The organism is Shinella sp. G-2, assembly GCF_050172695.1.
Taxonomy (GTDB): domain Bacteria; phylum Pseudomonadota; class Alphaproteobacteria; order Rhizobiales; family Rhizobiaceae; genus Shinella.
The window spans coordinates 30,823-50,400 of record NZ_JBBEYH010000014.1 but is presented as its reverse complement, the minus strand read 5'-3'; the positions used below and the strand labels follow the sequence as shown (position 1 = coordinate 50,400).

The following is a 19,578-nucleotide window of genomic DNA, read 5'->3' as shown; positions in this document are numbered from 1 at the left end:
CACGGCGATCCAGTCGAAGCGAAAAACAAGGAGATGAAGATGAATATTCTTAAAAGCGCAGCCTTGGCCGCTGCCCTCCTGGCAGGTACGGCCCTGTCGGTAAACGCACAGTCCAGCAGCACTGTCGGCACCGGTGGCACCAGCGCCGGCGGAGGAACCTCCAGCAGCACCGTAGGCACGGGTGGTTCCTCAGCCGGCGGCACGAACTGTACGCCGGATACCGAGGGATGCGGTTCGGGCTCGGCCTCGACGCTCGGCACCGGCGGTTCGTCGGCCGGCGGCGGCACGTCCAGCAGCTCTGTCGGCACGGCCGGTTCGGCCTCGGGTTCTGGCGACGGTTCGGGCTCGGCCTCGACGCTCGGCACGGGCGGCACATCTGCAGGCGATGGCACATCCAGCAGCTCGGTTGGCACCGGCGGCTCAGCAGCAGGCTCCGGCAGTGGTTCGGGCTCGGCTTCGACGCTCGGCACGGGTGGTACGTCGGCAGGCGGCGGGGAATCGAGCAGCTCCGTAGGCACCGGCGGCTCGGCCGCGGGTTCTGGCAGCGGTTCGGGAGCGGCTTCGACCACGGGAACCGGCGGCACCTCTGCGGGCGGCGGAGAATCGAGCAGCTCGGTCGGAACCGCTGGCAGCGCTGCTGACGCCGCTCAGGACGACGTAAGCAACAAAGACTGCCCTCCCGGCCAGGCCAAGAAGAAAGACGGCAAAAAGTGCTGAGGAAGACGGTCGGCCGCAATCGTGCGGCCGACCACACTTTTGGAGGCTTCGACATGAAATTCCAAACTCTGAGGCTTCGCGCCGCGGCGCTGACGCTCGGGCTGCTGTTCACGTCCAGCGCCTTTGCCACCGAAACCGTCACGCTCGGCGATGGCACCACCTGCACAGTCATCGAGGGCAACAGTATCACAGGAGGCGGCACAACCTCGTCGGTCACGGCCGGCGGTGGAAGCGTCACGTCGTCAACGACCATCGATGGCAAGACAACGACGATGCACTCGGGCAGCGGTTCAGCATCGTCAAGCGCGGGTTCCTCGACAAGCTCGAGTACGAATGGCGCACAGGCTTTTTCGAGTGCCAGTGTAACACGGCCAGATGGCTCCGTCGTCACACGACGGTCCGACGGGACCTGCGACATTGTTAAACCGAACAAGTAGGAGATCATGATGAGAAAGCTTCTCTCCATTTCCGCCGTCGCTCTGGCGGTAGCCTTCTCGGCTGCAACTGCGCAGGCGCAGGATTGTAACGCGGCTGGCACGGTCGGCTCTGCGGGTAGCGCTGCTGCTGGCGGAACGTCTGCAAGCACCCTCGGAACAGCGGGCGCTTGTGCAACCGATGACGGGACCACAGCCTCCATCGGTTCGGCAGGAAGCGCGGCGGCGACCGACGGCAAAGCCAAGAGCCGGACCAAGATCAATGAGAACCCAAACCAGCTCAAGGCGCAGTCAAAAGCGCAGGCGATGGACAAGGGCACTTTCAGCAAGTCGATGACGAAGACGCGCGTCAAGGGTGACGAGCTTCAGAGCAAAACCCGGACGATGTCGCATGTTCCCGGCGAGAAGCCGGTGAAAAGCACCACGGAGAACAACATTCTCCTGCCTGCCCAATAGCCCATGACCGCTCTTAAGCTGGGAGCCGAGATTAGCGGCTAACTGCCGATCGGCCTCTACGGTCGGGGAACACGATGTGCAGATACGTTGGGTTTGCACCCTATCCCGATGTCCGGCCGACAACATATGCTCTGCGGATGTCCCGACGCGGAGTCTTAGGGGTGAGCTTTGTACTGCATCGCTCACCTCATTTTTCCGCGTATGGTCGTTCAACGGCTCAAACCCGCTTGGAACCGACTACCGAACGCCAGCCTTACAATGCACGCGGACCACTCTACATAGTGGGGTCGCAGGTGATGGTAGAAAATCGTGGGCAAGATCCTCTCGAGGACGATCTTCGGTCCCGGAGGCTCCTTGTGATAGAAAATACCACTGCCAGCGGCGACGATTTCCATCTTGACCCTCGCACGGCCAATGACCGACGTCGTGCGTCCGAGGCGTCCGCTTGGCTTGCGGCCATCGTCGAGAACTCCGACGATGCTATCCTCAGCAAAACCCTCGGCGGGATCATCACCACCTGGAACCGGGGCGCCGAGCGTCTCTTCGCTATACGGCCGCCGAGGCGATCGGCAAACCGATCACGCTCGTCATCCCGGAGGATCGCCACCATGAGGAGGACGGAATCCTGCGCCGGCTGCGCGCTGGAGAGCGTATCGATCATTTCGAAACGGTTCGGCGCCGCAAGGACGGCGGACTCATCGAGGTGCCGCTGACCGTGTCGCCGGTCCGCAACGAAGCGGGTCAAATTCTCGGCGCCTCAAAGATCGCCCGTGATATCACCGCGCAGAAGCGGGCGGCCGCGCAGCAGTCGATCATGATCCGCTCCTTCATGGTCCAGCAGCAGATGATCGCGCTCGCGGACATGGAAAAAGTATCGGGGCATGGAATATCCTCATCGCTTGCCTAACCACGAGCAGGTCGCCTTGTTCCTTAGCCTGACGGGCCGATGACGCTTGTCTTGGGCAATGTGAGCGCTACCTTTTTTAGGTGAAAGCTTTGTGTTCGCACATCGAGGTTGGCGGTGAAGACGATCGCAGATGTCATTGCCGAGTTGACCATGGCCGCCGAGGAGGTGAACACCCTCACCGCGAGCGAGAAGCTTCGTCTACTCGGACGCGCCTATGTCACGATCAAGGAGGGCTGGGAGCTGGTTGGCGAGCCGGCCAAGCTTCAAGAGAGTGCCGAAGCCATGGACCTCATTCAGGCCGGTCGCATTCCCCTTCATCTCTACGACGACGAGATGAAGGCGATCCTGCTGGAAGCGGTGAAGGTGATCCGGCAGATCGATAAGGCGATGAGCGTCAAGGAAGCCGAAGCGCCGCCGAGGCATGTCCGATAACGCCGCGGACGTCCCCCCATTACTCTGTCTCGTTCGCCGTGCCCTCGTTTGCTTTCGCAGCTCGTAGATCATCGTCGGTGAGATGGAGGAGATTGTTGGCGGCCGTGCCGTCTCGATCATATTTCTCGCTAGCAATACGTTCGAGGAGCGGCCGGTGCTTTTTCAGCAGCCCGACCGGGCCACTTGGAGCCGGATCGAACGACTGCAGCGCGCTGGCATAGACGACGACGTCAATCGTGGTTCCCTCAATCGTCTGCATCGGCCAGAACAGACCGAGTTCCTTCGGCACCGATGCGCCATTTTTCCTTATGAGGGGCATTTCGTTCCCTGCATGCATGTCTATGTGTCGAGAAGGCCTGGTGCAGCGACACTGCTCTGATCTTCACGAGTCATCCGCTTATGACGGATAGCAGTCCTGATGTGGCGCGCGACGACAGGAAGTCAATTGCCGGCGAGTAATCTAAATGACGAAGGGCGCTCGACCCTTTCGGGGAGCGCCCTTCGGACCCGAACAACTACGAACGCGCGACAAGACATTATCGCTGCAGGCAGTCATCAATCACGGGTGGTGAGCGATAGATGGGTGGGGCGCGCGTGTACTTCAAGGCCTTCCAGAGCCTCATTCTCGCGAATCGGCAGGCCGAGGCACGCGTCGCAGATGCCGCAGCCATCATCGTCCATGGGCTGGTCCGCCCTGTCGCAACAGAGACAGACGGTCGTGCATTGGTCGCGGCCTTTGCTTTTGCTTGGTACCGTGATTTCGAAAGCATCGCCAATCGCGACGTTGGTGACGAATCCTCTCATTGTCGGCTTCTCCATTTGTCTCCGCGACGAAGACATAAGAGCCGACTGCCACTTTGCAATGGCGCCTTTTGAGGAGGCGACACGCCGGGGTGGACTCTCGGGCTGGCACATGCTGTTCTGTTGGGTGGAGGAACTGGTGATGGCGTATGAATGGGATGCTCGGCGTGCGCGACGTGCGCGCTTGATCAGGCTTGCAGCTGCCGTGGCGCTTAGCGCGTCGGCGATCACTGTCCCCGTCGCGGTTTTGCTGGCGGCCGCGCCCATCTGACGGCAGCCAGCGCGACCGATCGGCGGCGGCGCCGGATAGCGCCGCACACCAGGTCGCTCGATCAGATAGCGCGAACGTTCTCGGCCTTCGACTTGCCAGTCTTGCGATCCTGGCCGAGGTCATAGCTTACCTTCGAGCCATCCCGGAGCGGGCCACCTGACAGCACACCCGAGACATGGACGAAGACATCCTGCCCGCCATCGTCGGGCGTGATGAACCCAAAGCCCTTGTCCTGATTGAAAAACTTCACTGTGCCCGTCGCCATTTGATCCTCGTGATACGCAGCGGCCCTGTGCCGCGGGCGCAGCATATTGAGCATAGCGAACACCTGCAACCAAGCATCTTCAGCCGGCGCGACAGCGACGGAACAACTATGCTCAGCAACGGGTTTTTCCCTCGATCCGGGTGCCGGCAACGCGAAGCGTATCGAGGTCGAAGATGGCGGCTGACAAGCTCTCAACCTACAAGAAGAAGCGTGACTTTAAGCAGACGCAGGAACCAAGCGGCGCCACGGACGTCAAACCGTCGAACCGACTCCGCTTCGTCATTCAGAAACACGACGCGACGCGCCTCCATTACGACCTCCGCCTCGAACTCGACGGCGTCTTCAAATCCTGGGCGGTGACCAAGGGACCGTCGCTCGATCCGCATGACAAGCGGCTGGCGGTCGAGGTTGAGGACCATCCGCTCGACTATGGCGATTTCGAAGGCACGATCCCGAAGGGCCAGTATGGCGGCGGGACAGTGATGCTGTGGGATCGCGGGTATTGGGAACCTGAGGGAAGCAAATCTCCCGAAGAGGCGCTGAAGAAGGGGGACTTCAAGTTTGTGCTGCACGGCAAGCGGCTGCACGGCAGCTTCGTGCTGGTTCGCATGCGGCACGATCGCGACGATGGCAAGCGCACCAACTGGCTGTTGATCAAGCACCATGACGAGCACGCCGTCGAAGAAAATGGCGCGGCCATCCTGGAAGAGAACACCACGTCGGTCGCTTCGAATAGAACGATGGAGCAGATCGCCGTCGGCAAGGGGCGCAAGCCGACGCCGTTTATGATGGCGACTGAGGTCGAGGCCGATGCTGTCTGGGATAGCAAGCACGGGCTCGCCGCCGACGAGCGCAAGAAAAATCGGTCCGGCAAGAAGGTTGCGACGTCCACGGCTACCGACCTTCCTGACTTCATCCCGCCGCAACTCTGCGAGACGCTGGAGCGGCCGCCGGCCGGCAACAACTGGCTGCACGAAATCAAGTTCGACGGTTATAGAATCCAGATGCGGGTTGCCGACGGCGCGGTGACGCTGAAGACCCGTAAGGGCCTCGACTGGACGGGGAAATATCCTGAGATCGCGAAAGCCGCCGCCGCGCTTCCCGACTGCATCGTCGACGGTGAGATCTGCGCGCTCGACGATAACGGTGCTCCAGACTTTGCCGCGCTTCAGGCCGCATTGTCGGAGGGCACCACAGGCAACCTGGTGTATTTTGCGTTCGACCTCTTGTTCGACGGCGGCGAGGACCTGCGGGAGAAAGCTCTGACAGACCGCAAGAGCCGGCTGCAGGAACTGCTTGCCGAGGGCACCGACGATCCGCATCTGCGTTTCGTCGAGCACTTCGAGAGCGGCGGCGACGCCGTATTGCGCTCGGCATGCAAGCTGTCACTTGAAGGTATCGTTTCGAAGCAGGCGGATGCGCCTTACCGGTCAGGGCGCACGGACACGTGGGCCAAGTCAAAATGCCGGGCGGGCCATGAGGTCGTCATCGGCGGCTACGCCAAGACGAACGGCAAATTCCGGTCACTGCTGGTCGGCGTCAACCGCGGCGAGCATTTTGTCTATGTCGGTCGGGTCGGCACGGGCTACGGCGCCAAGAAGGTGGAGACGTTGCTGCCGAAGCTGAAAGCTATGGAAGCGGCAACATCACCCTTCACGGGCATTGGTGCGCCGAAGAAGGAAAAGGAGGTCTTCTGGCTCAAACCCGAACTGGTCGCGGAGATCGAGTTTGCCGGCTGGACCGCTGATGGCTTGGTCCGCCAAGCCGCGTTCAAAGGCTTGAGGGAGGACAAGCCGGCCGCCGAGGTCGAGGCGGAAAAGCCCGCTTCGCCGGCAAAGGCCGAAACACCGGAGCCAGCTGCAGTGGCAAAGGCGAAGTTCACGCACGGAAAGGGCTCCAAGGCCGAGGTGATGGGTGTGCTCATTTCCAATCCGGACAAACCCTTGTGGCCGGACGCCGGCGGCGACGGTAACGCGGTCACCAAAGAGGATCTTGCCCGTTATCACGAAGCGGTCGGTGCCTGGCTCATCGAGCATGTGAAGGGACGGCCGTGCTCGATTATCCGCGCGCCGGATGGCATCGGCGGAGAACAGTTCTTCCAACGCCACGCCATGCCCGGCACGTCGAACCTGCTTGAACTGGTCAAGGTATTCGGGGACAAGAAGCCTTATCTGCAGGTCGACCGGGTCGAAGGACTCATTGCTATCGCGCAGATCGGCGGGGTCGAGTTGCACCCCTGGAATTGCGAGCCGAGCAAGCCGGAGGTGCCGGGACGGCTGGTCTTCGACCTTGACCCCGGACCGGATGTGCCATTCTCGGCCGTCGTCACGGCCGCGCGCGAAATGCGCGACCGACTGGACGACCTCGGGCTCATCAGCTTCTGCAAGACGACCGGCGGCAAGGGCCTCCATGTGGTGACGCCGCTCGCCGTCAATACCCGCAAGCCGCTGTCCTGGGCGGATGCGAAGGGTTTTGCCCACGACGTCTGCCAGGCGATGGCGCGAGACAATCCCGATGCCTATCTTATCAAGATGACAAAGAGCCTGCGGGAAGGGCGCATCTTCCTCGACTATCTGCGCAACGACCGCATGGCGACCGCTGTGGCGCCACTATCGCCGCGCGCGCGGCCGGGCGCGACCGTCTCGATGCCGCTCACTTGGACGCAGGTCAAGTCCGATCTCGACCCGAAGCGGTTCACCGTCCGCACAGTCCCGGCGCTTTTGTCGAAGACGAGCGCATGGGAGAATTACTGTGACGGGCAACGCCCGCTGGAGCAGGCCATCAAGCGGCTGGGCAAACAAAAGGCAGCGGCATGAAGCAAAGTTGGCAAGGCTCACGATCTGGAGCGGGGGCGAGGCAAGAAATCCCAATCGACCGGCTGGTGCGTCTTCGCAGGATCCGCGGCCTTGCGAGATTGATGGATACGGCGCTGCGGATTCCGGGCACGCGCCTCTCGTTCGGCGCGGACTCGGTCCTCGGTCTGATCCCGGGCGTCGGCGACTTTGGCGCGGCTGCGGTCAGCCTCTTCATTGTCAATGAGGCGCGGCGCCTCGGCGTCCCGAACGACAAGCTTCTCAAGATGCTCGTCAATGTCGGGTTCGATGCGGTGGCCGGCAGCGTGCCGGTGCTCGGCGACGTTTTCGACGTCTATTTCAAATCCAACCGCCGCAATCTGCAGCTTGTGCTCGATCACTTTGGTCTCGATCACACCGACCTCGACCGATGAGATGAGGTGTGGGGCGATATTGCGCGAACGGATCGTTCGATGAACGTTCAGCAGACGCCGATTAAGAAATTCTGGGAGCTGTCACCAGTTGAACCGCACGAGCTTGTGGGGCTTTGGAGAGGGCGGAGCATCCCGCCAGGCCATCCCTTTGACGGTGTGCTGGAAAACCTCGGCTGGTTCGGCAAGCGGTTCACCTCGGACCTCCGCGCGGACGCGCTCTTGTTTCGGTCGGAGGAGCGCCGGCTCGTCGCGATTGATCCCAAGCGGATACCGCTTCGGCTGGCGCTCCGCTTTCACCGCCTCGGGAAGACGCGGGCCGCACGAAACCTGTTCTCCTACCTCCAGCGCCGCCTGAGGGCGAACGGTCCTGTCGCCTCGGTTCAGATGCTATCGTTCGATGGTCTGGCGAGTGCCGCCATGGTCTACGACGAGCAGCCCATCGTCGACCACTTTCGGCGGATCGACGGCAAGCGTGTCATGGGGGCGATGGCGATAAGCGGTGACGATCGCCTATTTTTCTTCGAACTGGAGCGCGTTGAGGAGCCGGGTGATTGACCCGATCATCAGGCCCTTACCGAACCGGGCTGTCGCCAATATCGAACACCGCGGCGTTGTCCTGGATTTCGCGCAGGCCTTTGTAGGAAGCGTGGCGCAGATTGCCGTCGTCCGTCCAGCCGCGGAACTCGATCTCGGCGATTAGCGTCGGCAGGGCGAAGACATAGTTCTTGCCCTTCAGCGGCACGGCTGGTCTCCTGGTCTTCAGCTTGTCGAGCGTTTTGCGCAGGTATTCGGCGTCGGCTGTCTTGAAGCCGGTCCCGACCGATCCGACCGAGACCCAGGTGTCGCCGCGCCGCGCGGCCAGCAACAGACTGCCGATCCCGCCGCGAGCGGATTCGGAGCGCTCGTAGCCGACGATCATGAAGCTCTCGCTCTCGACGCATTTGATCTTGATCCAGTCACCGGTGCGGCCGGAACGGTAGGGCCGGTCGCGATGCTTGGCGATAATGCCCTCGAGCCCCATCGCGCAGGCATTCGCCAGCAGTTCGGCGCCGGTGCCATGGGCCTCCTCGGAGAGCTGCACCGCGCCGACGGCGCCGTCGAGGAAATCCTCGAGAAGGTGCCGGCGAACGGCAAGCTCTGTCCGCGCCAGATCGTGACCGTCGAAATAAAGAAGGTCGAAGGCGAAGAACACTGCTTCGGTCGAGGCGCGCTTGCCGCCCCGACCGCCGAGCGAACGCTGCAGCGCGCCGAAGTCCGAGTGGCCCTGCGTGTTGAGCACCGCGGCCTCGCCGTCGAGGATTGCCGTCCCGACGCCGAGTTTCTTCGCTGCATTGGCAATTCCAGGGAAGCGGTGGGTCCAATCATGACCGCCGCGCGTGATGATCCGCACGCCCTTCGGCTCGATGTGGATCGCTAGGCGATAGCCGTCCCATTTGATCTCATAAAGCCAATCCGGCCCTTCCGGCGGCGTCGGCCGGAGAAGCGCGAGGCACGGCTCCACGCGCTCCGGCATCGGATCGAAGGGCAGGTTCGGCTGCGCGGGATCGCGTTTGCGCACGGGCCGCGACTGGAGTGCCGTACCGGATTCGTCGAGCAAGGGTATGGTTCGGCGCTTCTTCATGGATGCCTATTTCGCGTGCGAGAGAGATCGAACATATGTGCTGCTCGTGACGGTTTCAGGATGCGCGCTTGCCTTTTTCACCGGCCGCGAGGCTCTTACGCAGCGCGTCCATGATGTCGATGACATTGCCACCCGACGGACGCTCACCTCCCTTGGCCTTGCTCTTCTTCGACGCTCTCAGCGCCTTCTTCTTTTTCGCGATGATTTCGAGGAGAGCGTCCTGGACCGGATCGGAGACCATGTCCGGCGACCATTCCTTCGTGTGTTGCTTGATGAACTTCTGCACCAGCGGGACGAGGTCGGGATCGGACCTGTCGTCGATGTCCTCGAAATAAGACTGCTCCGGTCGCACCTCGTCGCCGAAGCGGAGCGTCCAGACGACGATGCCTTCGCCGCGCGGCTCCAGCACGACCGCGCGCTCGCGCCGACCGATCACCAGCCGCGAGACGCCATAGACCTTGTCGGCCGCCATTGCGTCGCGGATGACGGCGAAGGCCTCGTGTCCGACGGGATCGTCGGGCACCAGATAATGCGGCTTTTCCAGATAGATCCATTCGATGCTGTCTCGCGGCACGAACTTCTCGATGTCGATGGTCTTGACCGTGTCCAGGGCCACGGCGTCGAGATCGTCGTCGGTGAGGAGCACGTAGTCGTTCTCGCCTCGGGCATAACCCTTCACCTCGTCAGCATCCTTGACCGGCTTGCGGGTGACGGCATCGACATACTGGGAGACCACGCGGTTACCGGTCTGCCTGTTCAAAGTGTGAAACCGGACCTTCTCGCTTTCCGACGTCGCCGGCGACATGGAGACGGGGCAGGTGACGAGAGAGAGCTTCAGATAGCCTTTCCAATAGGGGCGGGGCGCCATGGGTTCTCTCCTCAGCCAGCTTTACGATGCGCGGCTGCTGGACTACGCGTTTTCGATGCCGCGGACCGCGCCGCCGGCATGCGACCGGTACTCTTGTTGGCATTGGCGGGCGCGCGCTTCGGCTTGCCGTCGCCCGCCTTGAGCACCTTCGCGCTCTCGCGCAGCGCCGCGAGAAGATCGTCCGGCTTGGAGACATTGACCTCCTTGCGCTTCGGCAGAGCCTTCCCCTCGATCTTCGCCTTCACCAGCTCTGCGACGGCGGCTTCGTACCGGTCGTCGAATTCGGCCGGATCAAACGAACCTTTTTTGGTGGCGATGATGTGCTTGGCGAGATCCAGCATCTCGCCTTTGATCTTCAGTTTGGGCACATCCTCGAAGGCCTTGTCCGACGAGCGAACCTCATAGTCGTATTGCATGGTCGTGGCGATCAGCCCCTTGCCGTGCGTGCGGATCAGTACCGTCCGCATCCGGCGGAACAGGACGGTGCGCGCCACAGCGGCAACCTGCGACTTCTCCATGGCGTCGCGCAGCGCGGTGAAGGCATCAGACGAGACGCGGTCCGTCGGCACGAGATAATACGGCTTGTCGAAGTAGACGTCGTCGACGCCGACGCAAGGAATGAAGGCTTCGACCGTCAGCGTCTTGTTGCTTTCGGGTATCGTCGCAGCCACTTCCTCCGGATCGATCATGATGTACTGGCCATTCTCGATCTCGAAGCCCTTGGTCTGGTCCTCGCGCTCGACTTCCTTGCCGGTATCGCTGTCAACGAAGATGCGGTTGACGCGATTGCCGGTCTTCTTGTTGATCGTATGGAACGAGATGCGTTCGGACGTACTCGCCGCCGTGTAAAGGCCGACGCCGCAGCTCACCTCGCCGAATTTGATGAAGCCTTTCCACTGAGCACGCTGGGCCATCTCGAAACTCCCGACTCGACGCAACCAAAGCGAGTCAAGCGAATCACTCGCGAATTTGTTCCGATTCGAAAATGAATCGGAAATCAACCACTTAAGCGCGGCCGACCTCCCTCATTGCGAGTCTGCAATATGTCCTTGATTCACTGCATCTTTCTTGCGGCTCCGTGCGTTCTCCACGGCACAACCGGAAAGGAATATTGCGATGACCAAACGTGAAACCATCGATACCGGAACCAACAAGCGCTATGTTCGCCGTGACGAGAAGGGCCAGTTCAAGGAAAGCGTCGATGTCGGCCGATCCCTGTCCGCCGACCGCCGCCACGAGGCGAAAACCGAGGCCAAGCCCGGCGAAGGCGATCGCGGCGACCGGCGCACGAAGCACTGAAATCGACCGCTTTCGGAGAGCCCGTGGTCGAGATGCCCCACGCGGCATCCGCATCAACGCCGTCTGTCCGGGCGTCGTCGGATCTGTGGCTGTGCAGCACCAGAGCGGGCTGCCGGTCGATGGCAGCGTCATGGGACACTGAGCCGCAACCCAGCGTGAAGAAGAAGCCCCGCCATCATGGCGGGGTAACAAACCGACTTTCTGCGCCGGGCTCAACGACCAGCTCTAGCGATGGCTAAGACCGCAATCCGTTCGTTCCACCATTGCCCCGGTTTGAGTGGCCGGCGGTTAGGCAGTATAAGACCGCGTGTAGATGCCCGCGCCGTATGGCTTTGCGGGTGATACCCCAAAAGAGAAATCGGTTGTTCCGAAATCGAATGGACATCACTGTCTTCAGCCGGGTGCGGACCGGAGGGATAGAAGACGATGACATTTAACCCAACATGGCGGCAGGTGTTGCGTGGCGGGGCACCAGGAAAGACCGGCTGGCAGTAGGCCCGTGGCGTTCGCATCCGGTCCGGAGGCGAAATGGGCCACTGCAACCGGGCGCCGGAGCCACGTCACAAGAGGCGGTGCGACGCTTTGGGCGGTCGAGTCCGGTGCTCGGCAAACCCTTCGCAACCGAGCTACACTTCGGGCTATCATCGCGGACGCAAATCACATTTATCCTTGCCCACGATCGTTGGGCCGCAGTTCTGACAGAGGTGTCCATGACCGATCAGCCCATCCGAAGAGTAGCGCTTATTGCCGGCGGGGCCGGTGGCATGGGCGCGGCGATCGCCGCGCGCCTTTCTGCCGACGGCTATGCCGTTGCCATTGCCGATCTTCCTGGAGGACGCCTGACGGAGACCGTGCAGAAGATCACGGCGGGCGGCGGAGACGCGCTTGCCGTGTCCCTCGACATACGGCAAGTCGCCGCCTGTGCCGCTGCCGTCGACGCGGTGCTTGCCTGGGGCGGGCGTCTGGATGTTCTCGTCAATTCCGCCGGTGTCTGGCGCGAGGGGGATTCCGTTACTATGACGGAAGCCGACTGGGACATCGTCTTGGATGTCAATCTCAAGGGCGCATTCTTCCTCATCCAGGCCGCGATCCCGCATCTTGGCGCCGGCGCCTCCATCGTCAATATCGCCTCGGATGCCGGCCTGGTCGGGAATAATGGTGCCGCAATCTACTGCGCGTCGAAGGGCGGGCTGGTGCTGCTGACGAAAGCCCTGGCACTGGAGCTTGCGCCGCGCCAAATCCGTGTCAATGCCGTCTGCCCCGGGGATGTTGCAACCCCGATGATCGAGTTCCAGGCCGAGCGCTACGGCGGCGGTGATCCCGACGGCTACAAGGCAAAACTGCTCTCGAACTATCCGCAGCAGGGGGCGGCACGCTTCATCAAGCCGGGGGAGATCGCACGGACAGTGGCCTTCCTCTGCGAGCCGGAGGGGGCGCCGATCACCGGCGCGGCGCTTTCCATCGATTTTGGCGTCACGGCCGGCTACTGAGGGTTACCCATGCAGCGCAAAACTGCGATCATCACCGGTGCCGGCGCCATCGACGGTATCGGCTTTGCCTGCGCGAAAAGCCTGGCGGAAGAGGGACTTCACGTCCATCTCGTCGCGACAAGCGAGCGTATCCTTGCCCGCGCCGACGAACTTCGGGCGTTCGGTTTCACCGCGACGGGTCACATCTGCGACCTGACAAGCAGGGGGGCAGTCGAAGCGCTGTATCGGGCAACAGGCCCGGCTGCCGTTCTCGTTAACAATGCCGGCATGGGCAGTGTGGCGCAGCCGGCCTTGCAGCGTGAATTTGTCGAACTGGAGGAAATGGACTGGGACCGCGGTATCTCCGTGAGCCTGAAGACGGCCTTCCTCGCAACACGGATCTATCTGCCCGCGATGTATGCCGATGGCTACGGCCGCATTGTCAATGTCGCCTCGGTAACCGGTCCCTATGTCTCCAATCCCGGGGAGGCCGCCTATTCCGCCGCCAAAGCCGGGATGGTGGGCATGACCCATGCGTTGGCCCTCGAAGCCGGTCCGCATGGCGTGACCGTGAACGCGGTCGCCCCTGGTTGGGTCGAAACCGGGGCTTCGACAACAGAGGAGCGCCGCGCCGCGCAGGCAACGCCTTGCGGGCGCGCTGGAAGTCCAGACGAGATCGCCGCTGCTGTCAGTTTTCTCGCGTCAGCGAAGGCGAGCTATATCAACGGCGCCGTGCTCGTCGTCGATGGCGGCAACATTCTCCAAGAGCGGAAGGCATAACATCACGGCGGGAACGACGTTCTATGCCTGGCTCCTGTTCTCAGCTTGTCATTGGCGGGTTGAGCCGGGCGAAGCCTTCCTGTTGGTAGTAGGGATAATAGGGATAAGGTGCGGCAACCGCGCTTGCCTCATCCAGCCTTGCGATTTGCTCTTGCGTGAGATTCCAGCCGACGGCGCCAAGGTTTTGACGAAGCTGCTCCTCATTGCGCGCACCGACGATGACGGAAGACACGGTCGGACGCTGCAGGAGCCAGTTGAGCGCGATCTGCGGAACCGTCCTGCCGGTCTCCTCCGCGATGGCGTCGAGCGCGTCGACCACACGGTAGAGGCACTCGTTGTCGACCGGAGGGGCGAAGCTCTCGGTCGTGTGGAGACGGCTCCCTTCCGGCGGCGGCGTGCCACGACGGATCTTCCCGGTCAGCCGCCCCCAGCCGAGCGGGCTCCAGACCAGGGCACCGATGCCCTGATCGGCGCCCAATGGCATCAGATCCCATTCGTAATCACGTCCGATTAGCGAGTAGTAGACTTGGTTGGCCACATAGCGCGGCCAGCCATGGCGCTCGGCGACTGCCAGCGATTTCATTATCTGCCAGCCGGAGAAGTTGGAAACGCCAACGTAGCGGACCTTGCCGGCGTGAACGAGCATGTCGAGCGTCGAAAGCACTTCCTCGATCGGCGTGCCGGCGTCGAAGGCATGGAGTTGCAGGATGTCGATGTAGTCGGTCTCAAGGCGGCGAAGTGCTTCCTCGACGGTCCGGATCAGCCGAAATCGCGAGGAGCCGGAGTCGTTCGGCCCATTGCCCATCGGCAAACTGGTCTTGGTCGAAATCAGCACCGCATCACGCCGTCCCCGGACGGCGGCGCCAAGCACTTCTTCTGAAGCACCGTCCGAATAGACATCCGCCGTATCGAACAGGTTCACTCCGGCTTCAAGACAGATGTCCACGAGGCGGCGAGCTTCCGCAGCGTCGGAAGTGCCCCAATTGCTGAAAAGCGGGCCGGAGCCGCCGAAAGTGCCGGCGCCGAAGCTCAGAACCGGCACCTTAAGACCGGATTTGCCGAGTGGTCGATAATCCATGAGATGATCCTTTCGTCATAAATTACGAGACAGCCGGGGCGGCAGGCAGGTGGGTGGCCCCGGCCCTGGCATTCGTTTGAAATCACATTCGTAAGATAGACCCTCGCCCTCGGATGAAATAGAACGACAGAAAGAACATCATTTGTGAGATGAACTCATCATGGCCAGGCTCGATGTCAACCGGTCCGGGGAAATGGAGATATTCGTTCGCGTGGTCGAGCTGGGCGGTTTCTCGCCAGCCGCGCGCGCGGCGCGCATGACGCCCTCCGCTGTCAGCAAACTGATCGCGCGGCTCGAAGCACGCCTTGGCGCAAGGCTGGTCAATCGCTCGACACGCCAACTGCAGCTTACGCCCGAAGGCTGTGCCTTCTACGAGCGGGCAACGCGCATCCTGGCAGACATGGAAGATGCCGAGCGTACCGCTGGCGTCGGCGAGCAGGCGGTCGGTCGTGTGCGCGTCAACACCAGCGCATCCTACTTCAACCACGTCCTCGCGCCGGTGTTGCCGGAGTTTCTCACGCGGTATCCGGGCGTTACGCTGGATATTGCGCAGACCGACGTGGTGGTGGACCTGCTGGCCGAGCGCACAGATATCGCGGTGCGCGCCGGTCCGCTGAAAAGCTCCAGTCTCGTAGCGCGCAAGCTCGGTGAATCGGCGCTGACGATTGTTGCCGCGCCACTCTATCTGGAACGCTACGGCGAGCCGCATACCATTGCCGACCTGGAGCAGCACAATCGCTTGGGCTTCGGCTATGTGCGGGAGGTAAATGGCTGGCCGCTCCGCGAGGGCGGGAAAACGAGCGTCGTGCCTGTCACGAGCCGGGTGCAGATAAGCGATGGCGAGGGTTTGCGGCACCTTGCGCTAGCCGGTGCCGGCCTTGCCCGCATTGCCGAGTTCACGGTGCGCGCCGACATTGCCGCAGGACGGCTTGAGCCTGTTCTTGCCCATCTCAATGCCGGCGAGAAGGAAACCTTTCACGCCGTTTACGTTGGTCAGGGCGGTCAGTTGCCTTCGCGCATCCGGGCACTGCTCGACTTTCTCGCCGAGCGCGGGAGGGTTTCATAACGGCTCGGTCACGGGCAATCGCAGGATCATAGGACGAAATCTGCCCCCTAGTCGCCTGGCGGGGAGGGCTGGAAGTGTCGTGGCGGTTGGCTCCAAAATGGCATCCCGCGCCAAACCGTCGGCGCTGACGCGTGTGGTCGGCAGAAGACGACCGTCTCGCGTTATCGAGGGCGCAGGCACGCAGCAGCGCAAAGCGATGGGCTAGGGGGCATTGATCCGGGACCGTGCGGTGGTGCCTACCACTTCACGAGCACGCCATCGAATGCTTTTGACAGACCCATCGCTTGGATCGCCGTTTCTCCTCCTACATGAAAACCGTATCTCCCGCCGAATATATGGGCGAGGCTGTGCGTGGTGCTCATGGCCCTCTTCCGAGCAGGAACGACGGCGTCCGAGGCAAAGGAAACGGTGACGATGCGGCGCAGAAACGGAATGAAGATCATGAACATGCCCAAACTGCTGGCGCTGGTTGGCGGTCTCACCTTGCTCTCGACCGGGGCGGTGGCAGAGGAAATGGAGGCGTTTCGGGATTGGCGGGCCGGTTGTGACAACGTCAGGCACTGCACGGCGCTGTCCTTGCCGAAAGAGGACGACAGCTCGATTGCGTATCTGCGTTTCGAACGAAGCGCGGGGGCGGATGCGCCGGCGGGACTCGTCCTGCGCGTGCTTGGCGATTGGAAGACACCGTCCGTTCCCCTCGGCCTCAAGCTCGACGGCGTTTCTTTCCCTGTCAGCAGGCAAGCCGTGCCGGACGAGAGCGGCACGCTCTCCCTAACCTTCCAGCCTGTTGAGGTTGGGGCTTTCCTCGATGCCGCTCGCAAGGCGACGCAACTGTCGGTCGATGTTCCCGGCATGACTGCAACCGTCTCCCTTTCCGGCTCCGTCGCCGCCGTGCTGTGGATCGACGAGCAGCAGGGCCGCCTCGACACCACCTCGGCCTTGATCCGCAAGGGCAAAGGCATGAAAGTTCCGGCCGCCCTGCCGCTGCCGGTGACAACCGCCAAGGCTGGCGCGGGCACGCTTTCGGACGCGGACAAGAAGGCCCTCACCACGGCAATGCGCGAGGCGCTGACGCGGCAAGGCGAAGACCTTTGCGAGGACGACGAAGTGCTCATCGATTCCGACGAGGCCTGGCCGCTGGATGGTGGGCGCCACCTGATCGGCCTCGCCTGCTCGCGCGGCGCCTACAATCTCACGACCGCCTTTTGGCTCATCAAGGGCAAGGATGTTGCAACGGCAAAGCCGGTCCATCTTCCGCATGGCGAGAGCGATACCGACAACACGCTGGTCAATGCGGATTTCGACCCGAAGACTGGTCGGATGGAGTTCTTCTCCAGAGGACGCGGCATCGGCGACTGTGGCGTCATCGGCAGCTTTGCCTGGACGGGCGAAACCTTCACACGGACTGGCCTCAGCATGATGGGCGAATGTCGGGGCATTGCGCCAGCTGACTGGATCACTCTCTATCGCAGCTCTGTCGAGTAAGTTGAAGCGGGCGCGAAGGCAGCGCGGCCCGCTGATTGGCGGGGATCGGCCAAGGGCGTTCACGACCTCGGAAGCGCTTTGCGTCCCGACGCCGATCATAGGTTAAGGCTTTTTCGGAACTTTAGGGGCGACTAATCCACCAAAAACTAGCCACAACGACGCGGAACCAACGCGTCGCAAGAATGAGACAGGTCACGAAGACGTTGACATCGTTGATCATGTCGCATGATGTCACCATCCTGTAACAGCGAGAAGACGGACCAAGGTCCGAGCCTCACCGCGGAAGCGACGAAAAAGTGGGCGCGACCGGCTCCAGCAAATCGCGCCCAAGCTGCCGAAGTCGTCGGAGCAAACGCCAACCGGACCAATAAGTCTTACTATTGAAATCGCAATGCACCCTGCTTTTTCCAGGGGAACCGCCATGAAAATTGAAGCGGGTTTTCAATGCGAGTGCTGACGCACCTTCGCCAAGGATCGAGACGAGCTGGTCGCGACCCATGGCCCTAATCGGCGCGTCACGGTGATGAGAAGGGCGTGCTGCACGGGATCGAGACGATGTGGGCAAGAGGAATTTTATGGCGAGGCGCTGGAAGGCCTGGCGATGGGTGAAGGAAAGCTGCGTCACCCGACCTGTTGCACCGACAAGGAGCGTTCCGGAAGTGGCCTGATCAGTGACTGTGCGGAAACCGAGGAATCTAGCCAATCGGCCCATGCCTCCCGCTGCAGAATGACGATCTGACGGTCGTGGTAGGGTGCGATGTCCGGTCCCGGCTCCATCGTCAGCATCGTGTATGCCTCCCCAACATCCGCCGTCTCGCGCCAGATGCCGGCAATGGCAAAGATGGGCTCCCCGTTCTTGCGAAACAGCCATTTGTCCTTACGCTTCTTCTTCGGGTCTGCCGGGGTGGTGAACTCATAAAAGCCGTCGGCGATGATCAGGCAGCGGTTTGATGTGAATTCACGGCCCTCGGAGCGAAAGTTGTAGACCGGTTTTCTGGTTGGGCTTGGCCAACTCCATCGACGCTGGACCAGCTCGCCGGCCCCGCGCTCATCTTCAATGCCCCTGACAATCGGGGCAGTGTCGGTGATCTTGATGTCCTCGCGTGCCTCGATATTGGGTCGACCTTCAGGAAATCGGATTTCGATCTTGAGGTTTTCGAATGCCTCGATGACGGAGGCGAGTTCGACCGTCAGACGATAATCGTTGCACATTGTTCCTCCGAACTGTCGGGACGTCACCGCATCGCCGATGATGCATTGGGAATGTAAGGCAGCCGGTGCGGATTTCGACCTTCATGCTGATTTGCGGCAATCTAGATCTCCAGCTCGAACTGGCGGGCGTCGGTGTCCTCGTCGTCGATGAAGGACGACAGGGTGACGCCCAGCAGGCGGATGCCTTTGGCCGTGGGGAACAGCGGCTCAAGAAGCGATTGCCCGATGGCTTCGAGATCATCCAGGGCGCCAATCGGCGTTGTCGTCGTCCTGCTGCGCGTGATGATCTGGAAGTCGGCATATTTGACCTTCAGCGTCACGGTCCGCCCGTGGAGGCCCTTTCCCTCGCAGTGGCGCCAGACCTTGGCGGCAAGCGGAGTGATTTCGGCCCGGGCGGGGCCAAGATCCATAATGTCGACCATGAATGTATCCTCGGCGCCGACGGATTTGCGGGGCCTGTCGGGTTGAACAGGCCGGTTATCAATGCCGCGAGAGATGTTGTAGTACCAGGCGCCCGACTTGCCGAAATGTTCCTGTAGCCAGGAAAGGGACTTTGCCTTGAGATCCGCGCCGGTCAGGATGCCGAACCGCTCCATTTTGGAAGCGGTCGCCGGCCCGACACCATGGAACTTCTTCACGGCAAGCTTCTCGACGAACGTCGGCCCCACGCGAGGCGTGATGACCGCCTGTCCGTTGGGCTTGTTGAGGTCTGAGGCCATCTTGGCGAGGAACTTGCAATAGGAAATCCCTGCCGAGGCGTTGAGACCGGTCACCTCTTTGATGCGCGCTCGGATCCGGGTGGCGATGTCTGTCGCCAATGGAATGTCCTGCTTGTTGTGTGTCACGTCGAGGTAAGCCTCGTCGAGCGACAAAGGCTCGATCAGGTCTGCGTGCTCTGCAAACACCTCGCGGATCTGAGCCGAAACTGCGCGGTAGACGTCAAAACGCGGTGACACGAAGATCAGGTCAGGGCATCGCCGCTTGGCCGTGACCGAGGGCAGGGCGGACCGCACACCGAAGGCGCGGGCCTCATAGCTCGCAGCGGCGACCACGCCACGCGCTGCCGAGCCGCCGACGGCGACCGGTTTGCCGCGCAGTTCCGGATTGTCGCGCTGCTCGACGGATGCGTAGAAGGCATCCATGTCGACATGGATGATCTTTCTTATCGATGGCGCAGCGTCTTCGCTCATC

22 protein-coding genes and 1 pseudogene are annotated in these 19,578 nt (G+C 61.9%); 13 read left to right on the top strand and 10 right to left on the bottom strand.

What is annotated here, in order from left to right; all coding sequences use genetic code 11:
* Positions 1-39: 39 nt before the first annotated feature.
* The 5 genes and pseudogenes from V8U06_RS19365 to V8U06_RS19345 all read left to right on the top strand — a co-directional run.
* A pseudogene (locus V8U06_RS19365) lies at positions 40-462 on the top strand (hypothetical protein); the annotation flags it as partial.
* 308 nt (positions 463-770) lie between these two features.
* The gene (locus V8U06_RS19360; protein ID WP_427142074.1) at positions 771-1,154 is read left to right on the top strand and encodes a hypothetical protein; all 384 of its coding nucleotides are present in this window, start codon (positions 771-773) and stop codon (positions 1,152-1,154) included.
* A 9-nt stretch (positions 1,155-1,163) separates the two neighbouring features.
* The gene (locus V8U06_RS19355) at positions 1,164-1,607 is read left to right on the top strand and encodes a hypothetical protein (RefSeq protein WP_427142073.1); all 444 of its coding nucleotides are present in this window, start codon (positions 1,164-1,166) and stop codon (positions 1,605-1,607) included.
* Between the two features lie 445 nt (positions 1,608-2,052).
* Entirely contained in the window at positions 2,053-2,514 is a 462-nt protein-coding gene (locus V8U06_RS19350) for a PAS domain-containing protein (protein ID WP_427142072.1), read from the top strand.
* Positions 2,515-2,628: 114 nt separating this feature from the next.
* Positions 2,629-2,946, top strand: coding sequence for a hypothetical protein (locus tag V8U06_RS19345; RefSeq protein ID WP_427142071.1), 318 nt, complete (start codon positions 2,629-2,631; stop codon positions 2,944-2,946).
* 19 nt (positions 2,947-2,965) lie between these two features.
* Here the strand turns inward: V8U06_RS19345 and V8U06_RS19340 are convergent, their stop codons facing one another.
* The 3 genes from V8U06_RS19340 to V8U06_RS19330 all read right to left on the bottom strand — a co-directional run bounded on the left by V8U06_RS19340 (position 2,966) and on the right by V8U06_RS19330 (position 4,283).
* Positions 2,966-3,265: a hypothetical protein gene (locus V8U06_RS19340; protein ID WP_427142070.1), complete on the bottom strand. Its 300-nt coding sequence runs from the start codon at positions 3,263-3,265 to the stop codon at positions 2,966-2,968.
* Between the two features lie 236 nt (positions 3,266-3,501).
* Positions 3,502-3,750, bottom strand: coding sequence for a hypothetical protein (locus V8U06_RS19335; RefSeq protein ID WP_427142069.1), 249 nt, complete (start codon positions 3,748-3,750; stop codon positions 3,502-3,504).
* Positions 3,751-4,079: 329 nt separating this feature from the next.
* Positions 4,080-4,283, bottom strand: a complete 204-nt coding sequence (locus tag V8U06_RS19330) for a cold-shock protein (protein ID WP_272809088.1) — start codon at positions 4,281-4,283, stop codon at positions 4,080-4,082.
* 173 nt (positions 4,284-4,456) lie between these two features.
* Here V8U06_RS19330 and ligD (V8U06_RS19325) point away from each other — a divergent pair, with 173 nt between their 5' ends.
* From ligD (V8U06_RS19325) to V8U06_RS19315, 3 genes are read left to right on the top strand one after another with little or no spacing between them, the layout of a single operon-like run.
* A complete protein-coding gene (ligD, locus tag V8U06_RS19325; protein ID WP_427142068.1) occupies positions 4,457-7,099 on the top strand; it encodes a DNA ligase D in 2,643 nt (880 codons plus the stop codon).
* Positions 7,096-7,509: a DUF4112 domain-containing protein gene (locus V8U06_RS19320; protein ID WP_427142067.1), complete on the top strand. Its 414-nt coding sequence runs from the start codon at positions 7,096-7,098 to the stop codon at positions 7,507-7,509. Before ligD (V8U06_RS19325) ends, V8U06_RS19320 begins: the two co-directional genes overlap by 4 nt.
* A gap of 39 nt (positions 7,510-7,548) precedes the next feature.
* Entirely contained in the window at positions 7,549-8,064 is a 516-nt protein-coding gene (locus V8U06_RS19315) for a DUF4334 domain-containing protein (RefSeq protein WP_427142066.1), read from the top strand.
* Positions 8,065-8,080: 16 nt separating this feature from the next.
* Here the strand turns inward: V8U06_RS19315 and ligD (V8U06_RS19310) are convergent, their stop codons facing one another.
* From ligD (V8U06_RS19310) to V8U06_RS19300, 3 genes are read right to left on the bottom strand one after another with little or no spacing between them, the layout of a single operon-like run.
* Positions 8,081-9,130, bottom strand: coding sequence for a non-homologous end-joining DNA ligase (gene ligD, locus V8U06_RS19310; RefSeq protein WP_427142065.1), 1,050 nt, complete (start codon positions 9,128-9,130; stop codon positions 8,081-8,083).
* Positions 9,131-9,185: 55 nt separating this feature from the next.
* Positions 9,186-9,998 carry a Ku protein gene (locus V8U06_RS19305; RefSeq protein WP_427142064.1) on the bottom strand — a complete coding sequence of 271 codons (813 nt, stop codon included), beginning with the start codon at positions 9,996-9,998 and terminating at the stop codon, positions 9,186-9,188.
* An 11-nt stretch (positions 9,999-10,009) separates the two neighbouring features.
* On the bottom strand, positions 10,010-10,912 hold the full coding sequence (locus V8U06_RS19300) for a Ku protein (protein ID WP_427142063.1): 903 nt from the start codon (positions 10,910-10,912) through the stop codon (positions 10,010-10,012).
* 202 nt (positions 10,913-11,114) lie between these two features.
* On the opposite strand from V8U06_RS19300, the gene V8U06_RS19295 reads away from it, so the two are divergent.
* The 3 genes from V8U06_RS19295 to V8U06_RS19285 all read left to right on the top strand — a co-directional run bounded on the left by V8U06_RS19295 (position 11,115) and on the right by V8U06_RS19285 (position 13,546).
* Positions 11,115-11,297, top strand: a complete 183-nt coding sequence (locus tag V8U06_RS19295) for a hypothetical protein (protein WP_427142062.1) — start codon at positions 11,115-11,117, stop codon at positions 11,295-11,297.
* A 710-nt stretch (positions 11,298-12,007) separates the two neighbouring features.
* Entirely contained in the window at positions 12,008-12,787 is a 780-nt protein-coding gene (locus V8U06_RS19290; protein ID WP_427142061.1) for an SDR family NAD(P)-dependent oxidoreductase, read from the top strand.
* A gap of 9 nt (positions 12,788-12,796) precedes the next feature.
* Positions 12,797-13,546, top strand: coding sequence for an SDR family NAD(P)-dependent oxidoreductase (locus V8U06_RS19285; protein WP_427142060.1), 750 nt, complete (start codon positions 12,797-12,799; stop codon positions 13,544-13,546).
* Positions 13,547-13,586: 40 nt separating this feature from the next.
* Here the strand turns inward: V8U06_RS19285 and V8U06_RS19280 are convergent, their stop codons facing one another.
* On the bottom strand, positions 13,587-14,624 hold the full coding sequence (locus V8U06_RS19280; RefSeq protein WP_427142059.1) for an aldo/keto reductase: 1,038 nt from the start codon (positions 14,622-14,624) through the stop codon (positions 13,587-13,589).
* Between the two features lie 160 nt (positions 14,625-14,784).
* Here V8U06_RS19280 and V8U06_RS19275 point away from each other — a divergent pair, with 160 nt between their 5' ends.
* Positions 14,785-15,690: a LysR family transcriptional regulator gene (locus V8U06_RS19275; protein WP_427142058.1), complete on the top strand. Its 906-nt coding sequence runs from the start codon at positions 14,785-14,787 to the stop codon at positions 15,688-15,690.
* Positions 15,691-15,926: 236 nt separating this feature from the next.
* On the opposite strand, the gene V8U06_RS19270 is transcribed toward V8U06_RS19275, so the two are convergent.
* Complete coding sequence (locus V8U06_RS19270) at positions 15,927-16,139, bottom strand: hypothetical protein (RefSeq protein ID WP_427142057.1); 213 nt, start codon at positions 16,137-16,139, stop codon at positions 15,927-15,929.
* On the opposite strand from V8U06_RS19270, the gene V8U06_RS19265 reads away from it, so the two are divergent.
* Positions 16,123-17,175 (top strand): DUF1176 domain-containing protein, encoded by a 1,053-nt coding sequence (locus V8U06_RS19265; RefSeq protein WP_427142056.1) that lies wholly within the window; start codon positions 16,123-16,125, stop codon positions 17,173-17,175. The genes V8U06_RS19270 and V8U06_RS19265 overlap by 17 nt on opposite strands.
* Positions 17,176-17,796: 621 nt before the next feature.
* On the opposite strand, the gene V8U06_RS19260 is transcribed toward V8U06_RS19265, so the two are convergent.
* Together V8U06_RS19260 and dinB are read right to left on the bottom strand one after the other, a co-directional pair.
* Entirely contained in the window at positions 17,797-18,387 is a 591-nt protein-coding gene (locus tag V8U06_RS19260) for an SOS response-associated peptidase (protein WP_427142055.1), read from the bottom strand.
* Positions 18,388-18,488: 101 nt separating this feature from the next.
* Positions 18,489-19,577 (bottom strand): DNA polymerase IV, encoded by a 1,089-nt coding sequence (gene dinB / locus V8U06_RS19255; protein WP_427142054.1) that lies wholly within the window; start codon positions 19,575-19,577, stop codon positions 18,489-18,491.
* Position 19,578: the final 1 nt, after the last annotated feature.

Bases quoted from the DNA above. Each gene is read 5' to 3' on its own strand.
- V8U06_RS19360 (WP_427142074.1), top strand. From the start codon at position 771: ATGAAATTCCAAACTCTGAGGCTTCGCGCCGCGGCGCTGACGCTCGGG.
- V8U06_RS19355 (WP_427142073.1), top strand. From the start codon at position 1,164: ATGAGAAAGCTTCTCTCCATTTCCGCCGTCGCTCTGGCGGTAGCCTTC.
- V8U06_RS19340 (WP_427142070.1), bottom strand. From the start codon at position 3,265: ATGCCCCTCATAAGGAAAAATGGCGCATCGGTGCCGAAGGAACTCGGT.
- V8U06_RS19335 (WP_427142069.1), bottom strand. From the start codon at position 3,750: ATGAGAGGATTCGTCACCAACGTCGCGATTGGCGATGCTTTCGAAATC.
- V8U06_RS19330 (WP_272809088.1), bottom strand. From the start codon at position 4,283: ATGGCGACGGGCACAGTGAAGTTTTTCAATCAGGACAAGGGCTTTGGG.
- ligD (WP_427142068.1), top strand. From the start codon at position 4,457: ATGGCGGCTGACAAGCTCTCAACCTACAAGAAGAAGCGTGACTTTAAG.
- V8U06_RS19320 (WP_427142067.1), top strand. From the start codon at position 7,096: ATGAAGCAAAGTTGGCAAGGCTCACGATCTGGAGCGGGGGCGAGGCAA.
- V8U06_RS19315 (WP_427142066.1), top strand. From the start codon at position 7,549: ATGAACGTTCAGCAGACGCCGATTAAGAAATTCTGGGAGCTGTCACCA.
- ligD (WP_427142065.1), bottom strand. From the start codon at position 9,130: ATGAAGAAGCGCCGAACCATACCCTTGCTCGACGAATCCGGTACGGCA.
- V8U06_RS19305 (WP_427142064.1), bottom strand. From the start codon at position 9,998: ATGGCGCCCCGCCCCTATTGGAAAGGCTATCTGAAGCTCTCTCTCGTC.
- V8U06_RS19300 (WP_427142063.1), bottom strand. From the start codon at position 10,912: ATGGCCCAGCGTGCTCAGTGGAAAGGCTTCATCAAATTCGGCGAGGTG.
- V8U06_RS19295 (WP_427142062.1), top strand. From the start codon at position 11,115: ATGACCAAACGTGAAACCATCGATACCGGAACCAACAAGCGCTATGTT.
- V8U06_RS19290 (WP_427142061.1), top strand. From the start codon at position 12,008: ATGACCGATCAGCCCATCCGAAGAGTAGCGCTTATTGCCGGCGGGGCC.
- V8U06_RS19285 (WP_427142060.1), top strand. From the start codon at position 12,797: ATGCAGCGCAAAACTGCGATCATCACCGGTGCCGGCGCCATCGACGGT.
- V8U06_RS19280 (WP_427142059.1), bottom strand. From the start codon at position 14,624: ATGGATTATCGACCACTCGGCAAATCCGGTCTTAAGGTGCCGGTTCTG.
- V8U06_RS19275 (WP_427142058.1), top strand. From the start codon at position 14,785: ATGGCCAGGCTCGATGTCAACCGGTCCGGGGAAATGGAGATATTCGTT.
- V8U06_RS19265 (WP_427142056.1), top strand. From the start codon at position 16,123: ATGAAGATCATGAACATGCCCAAACTGCTGGCGCTGGTTGGCGGTCTC.
- V8U06_RS19270 (WP_427142057.1), bottom strand. From the start codon at position 16,139: ATGTTCATGATCTTCATTCCGTTTCTGCGCCGCATCGTCACCGTTTCC.
- V8U06_RS19260 (WP_427142055.1), bottom strand. From the start codon at position 18,387: ATGTGCAACGATTATCGTCTGACGGTCGAACTCGCCTCCGTCATCGAG.
- dinB (WP_427142054.1), bottom strand. From the start codon at position 19,577: ATGAGCGAAGACGCTGCGCCATCGATAAGAAAGATCATCCATGTCGAC.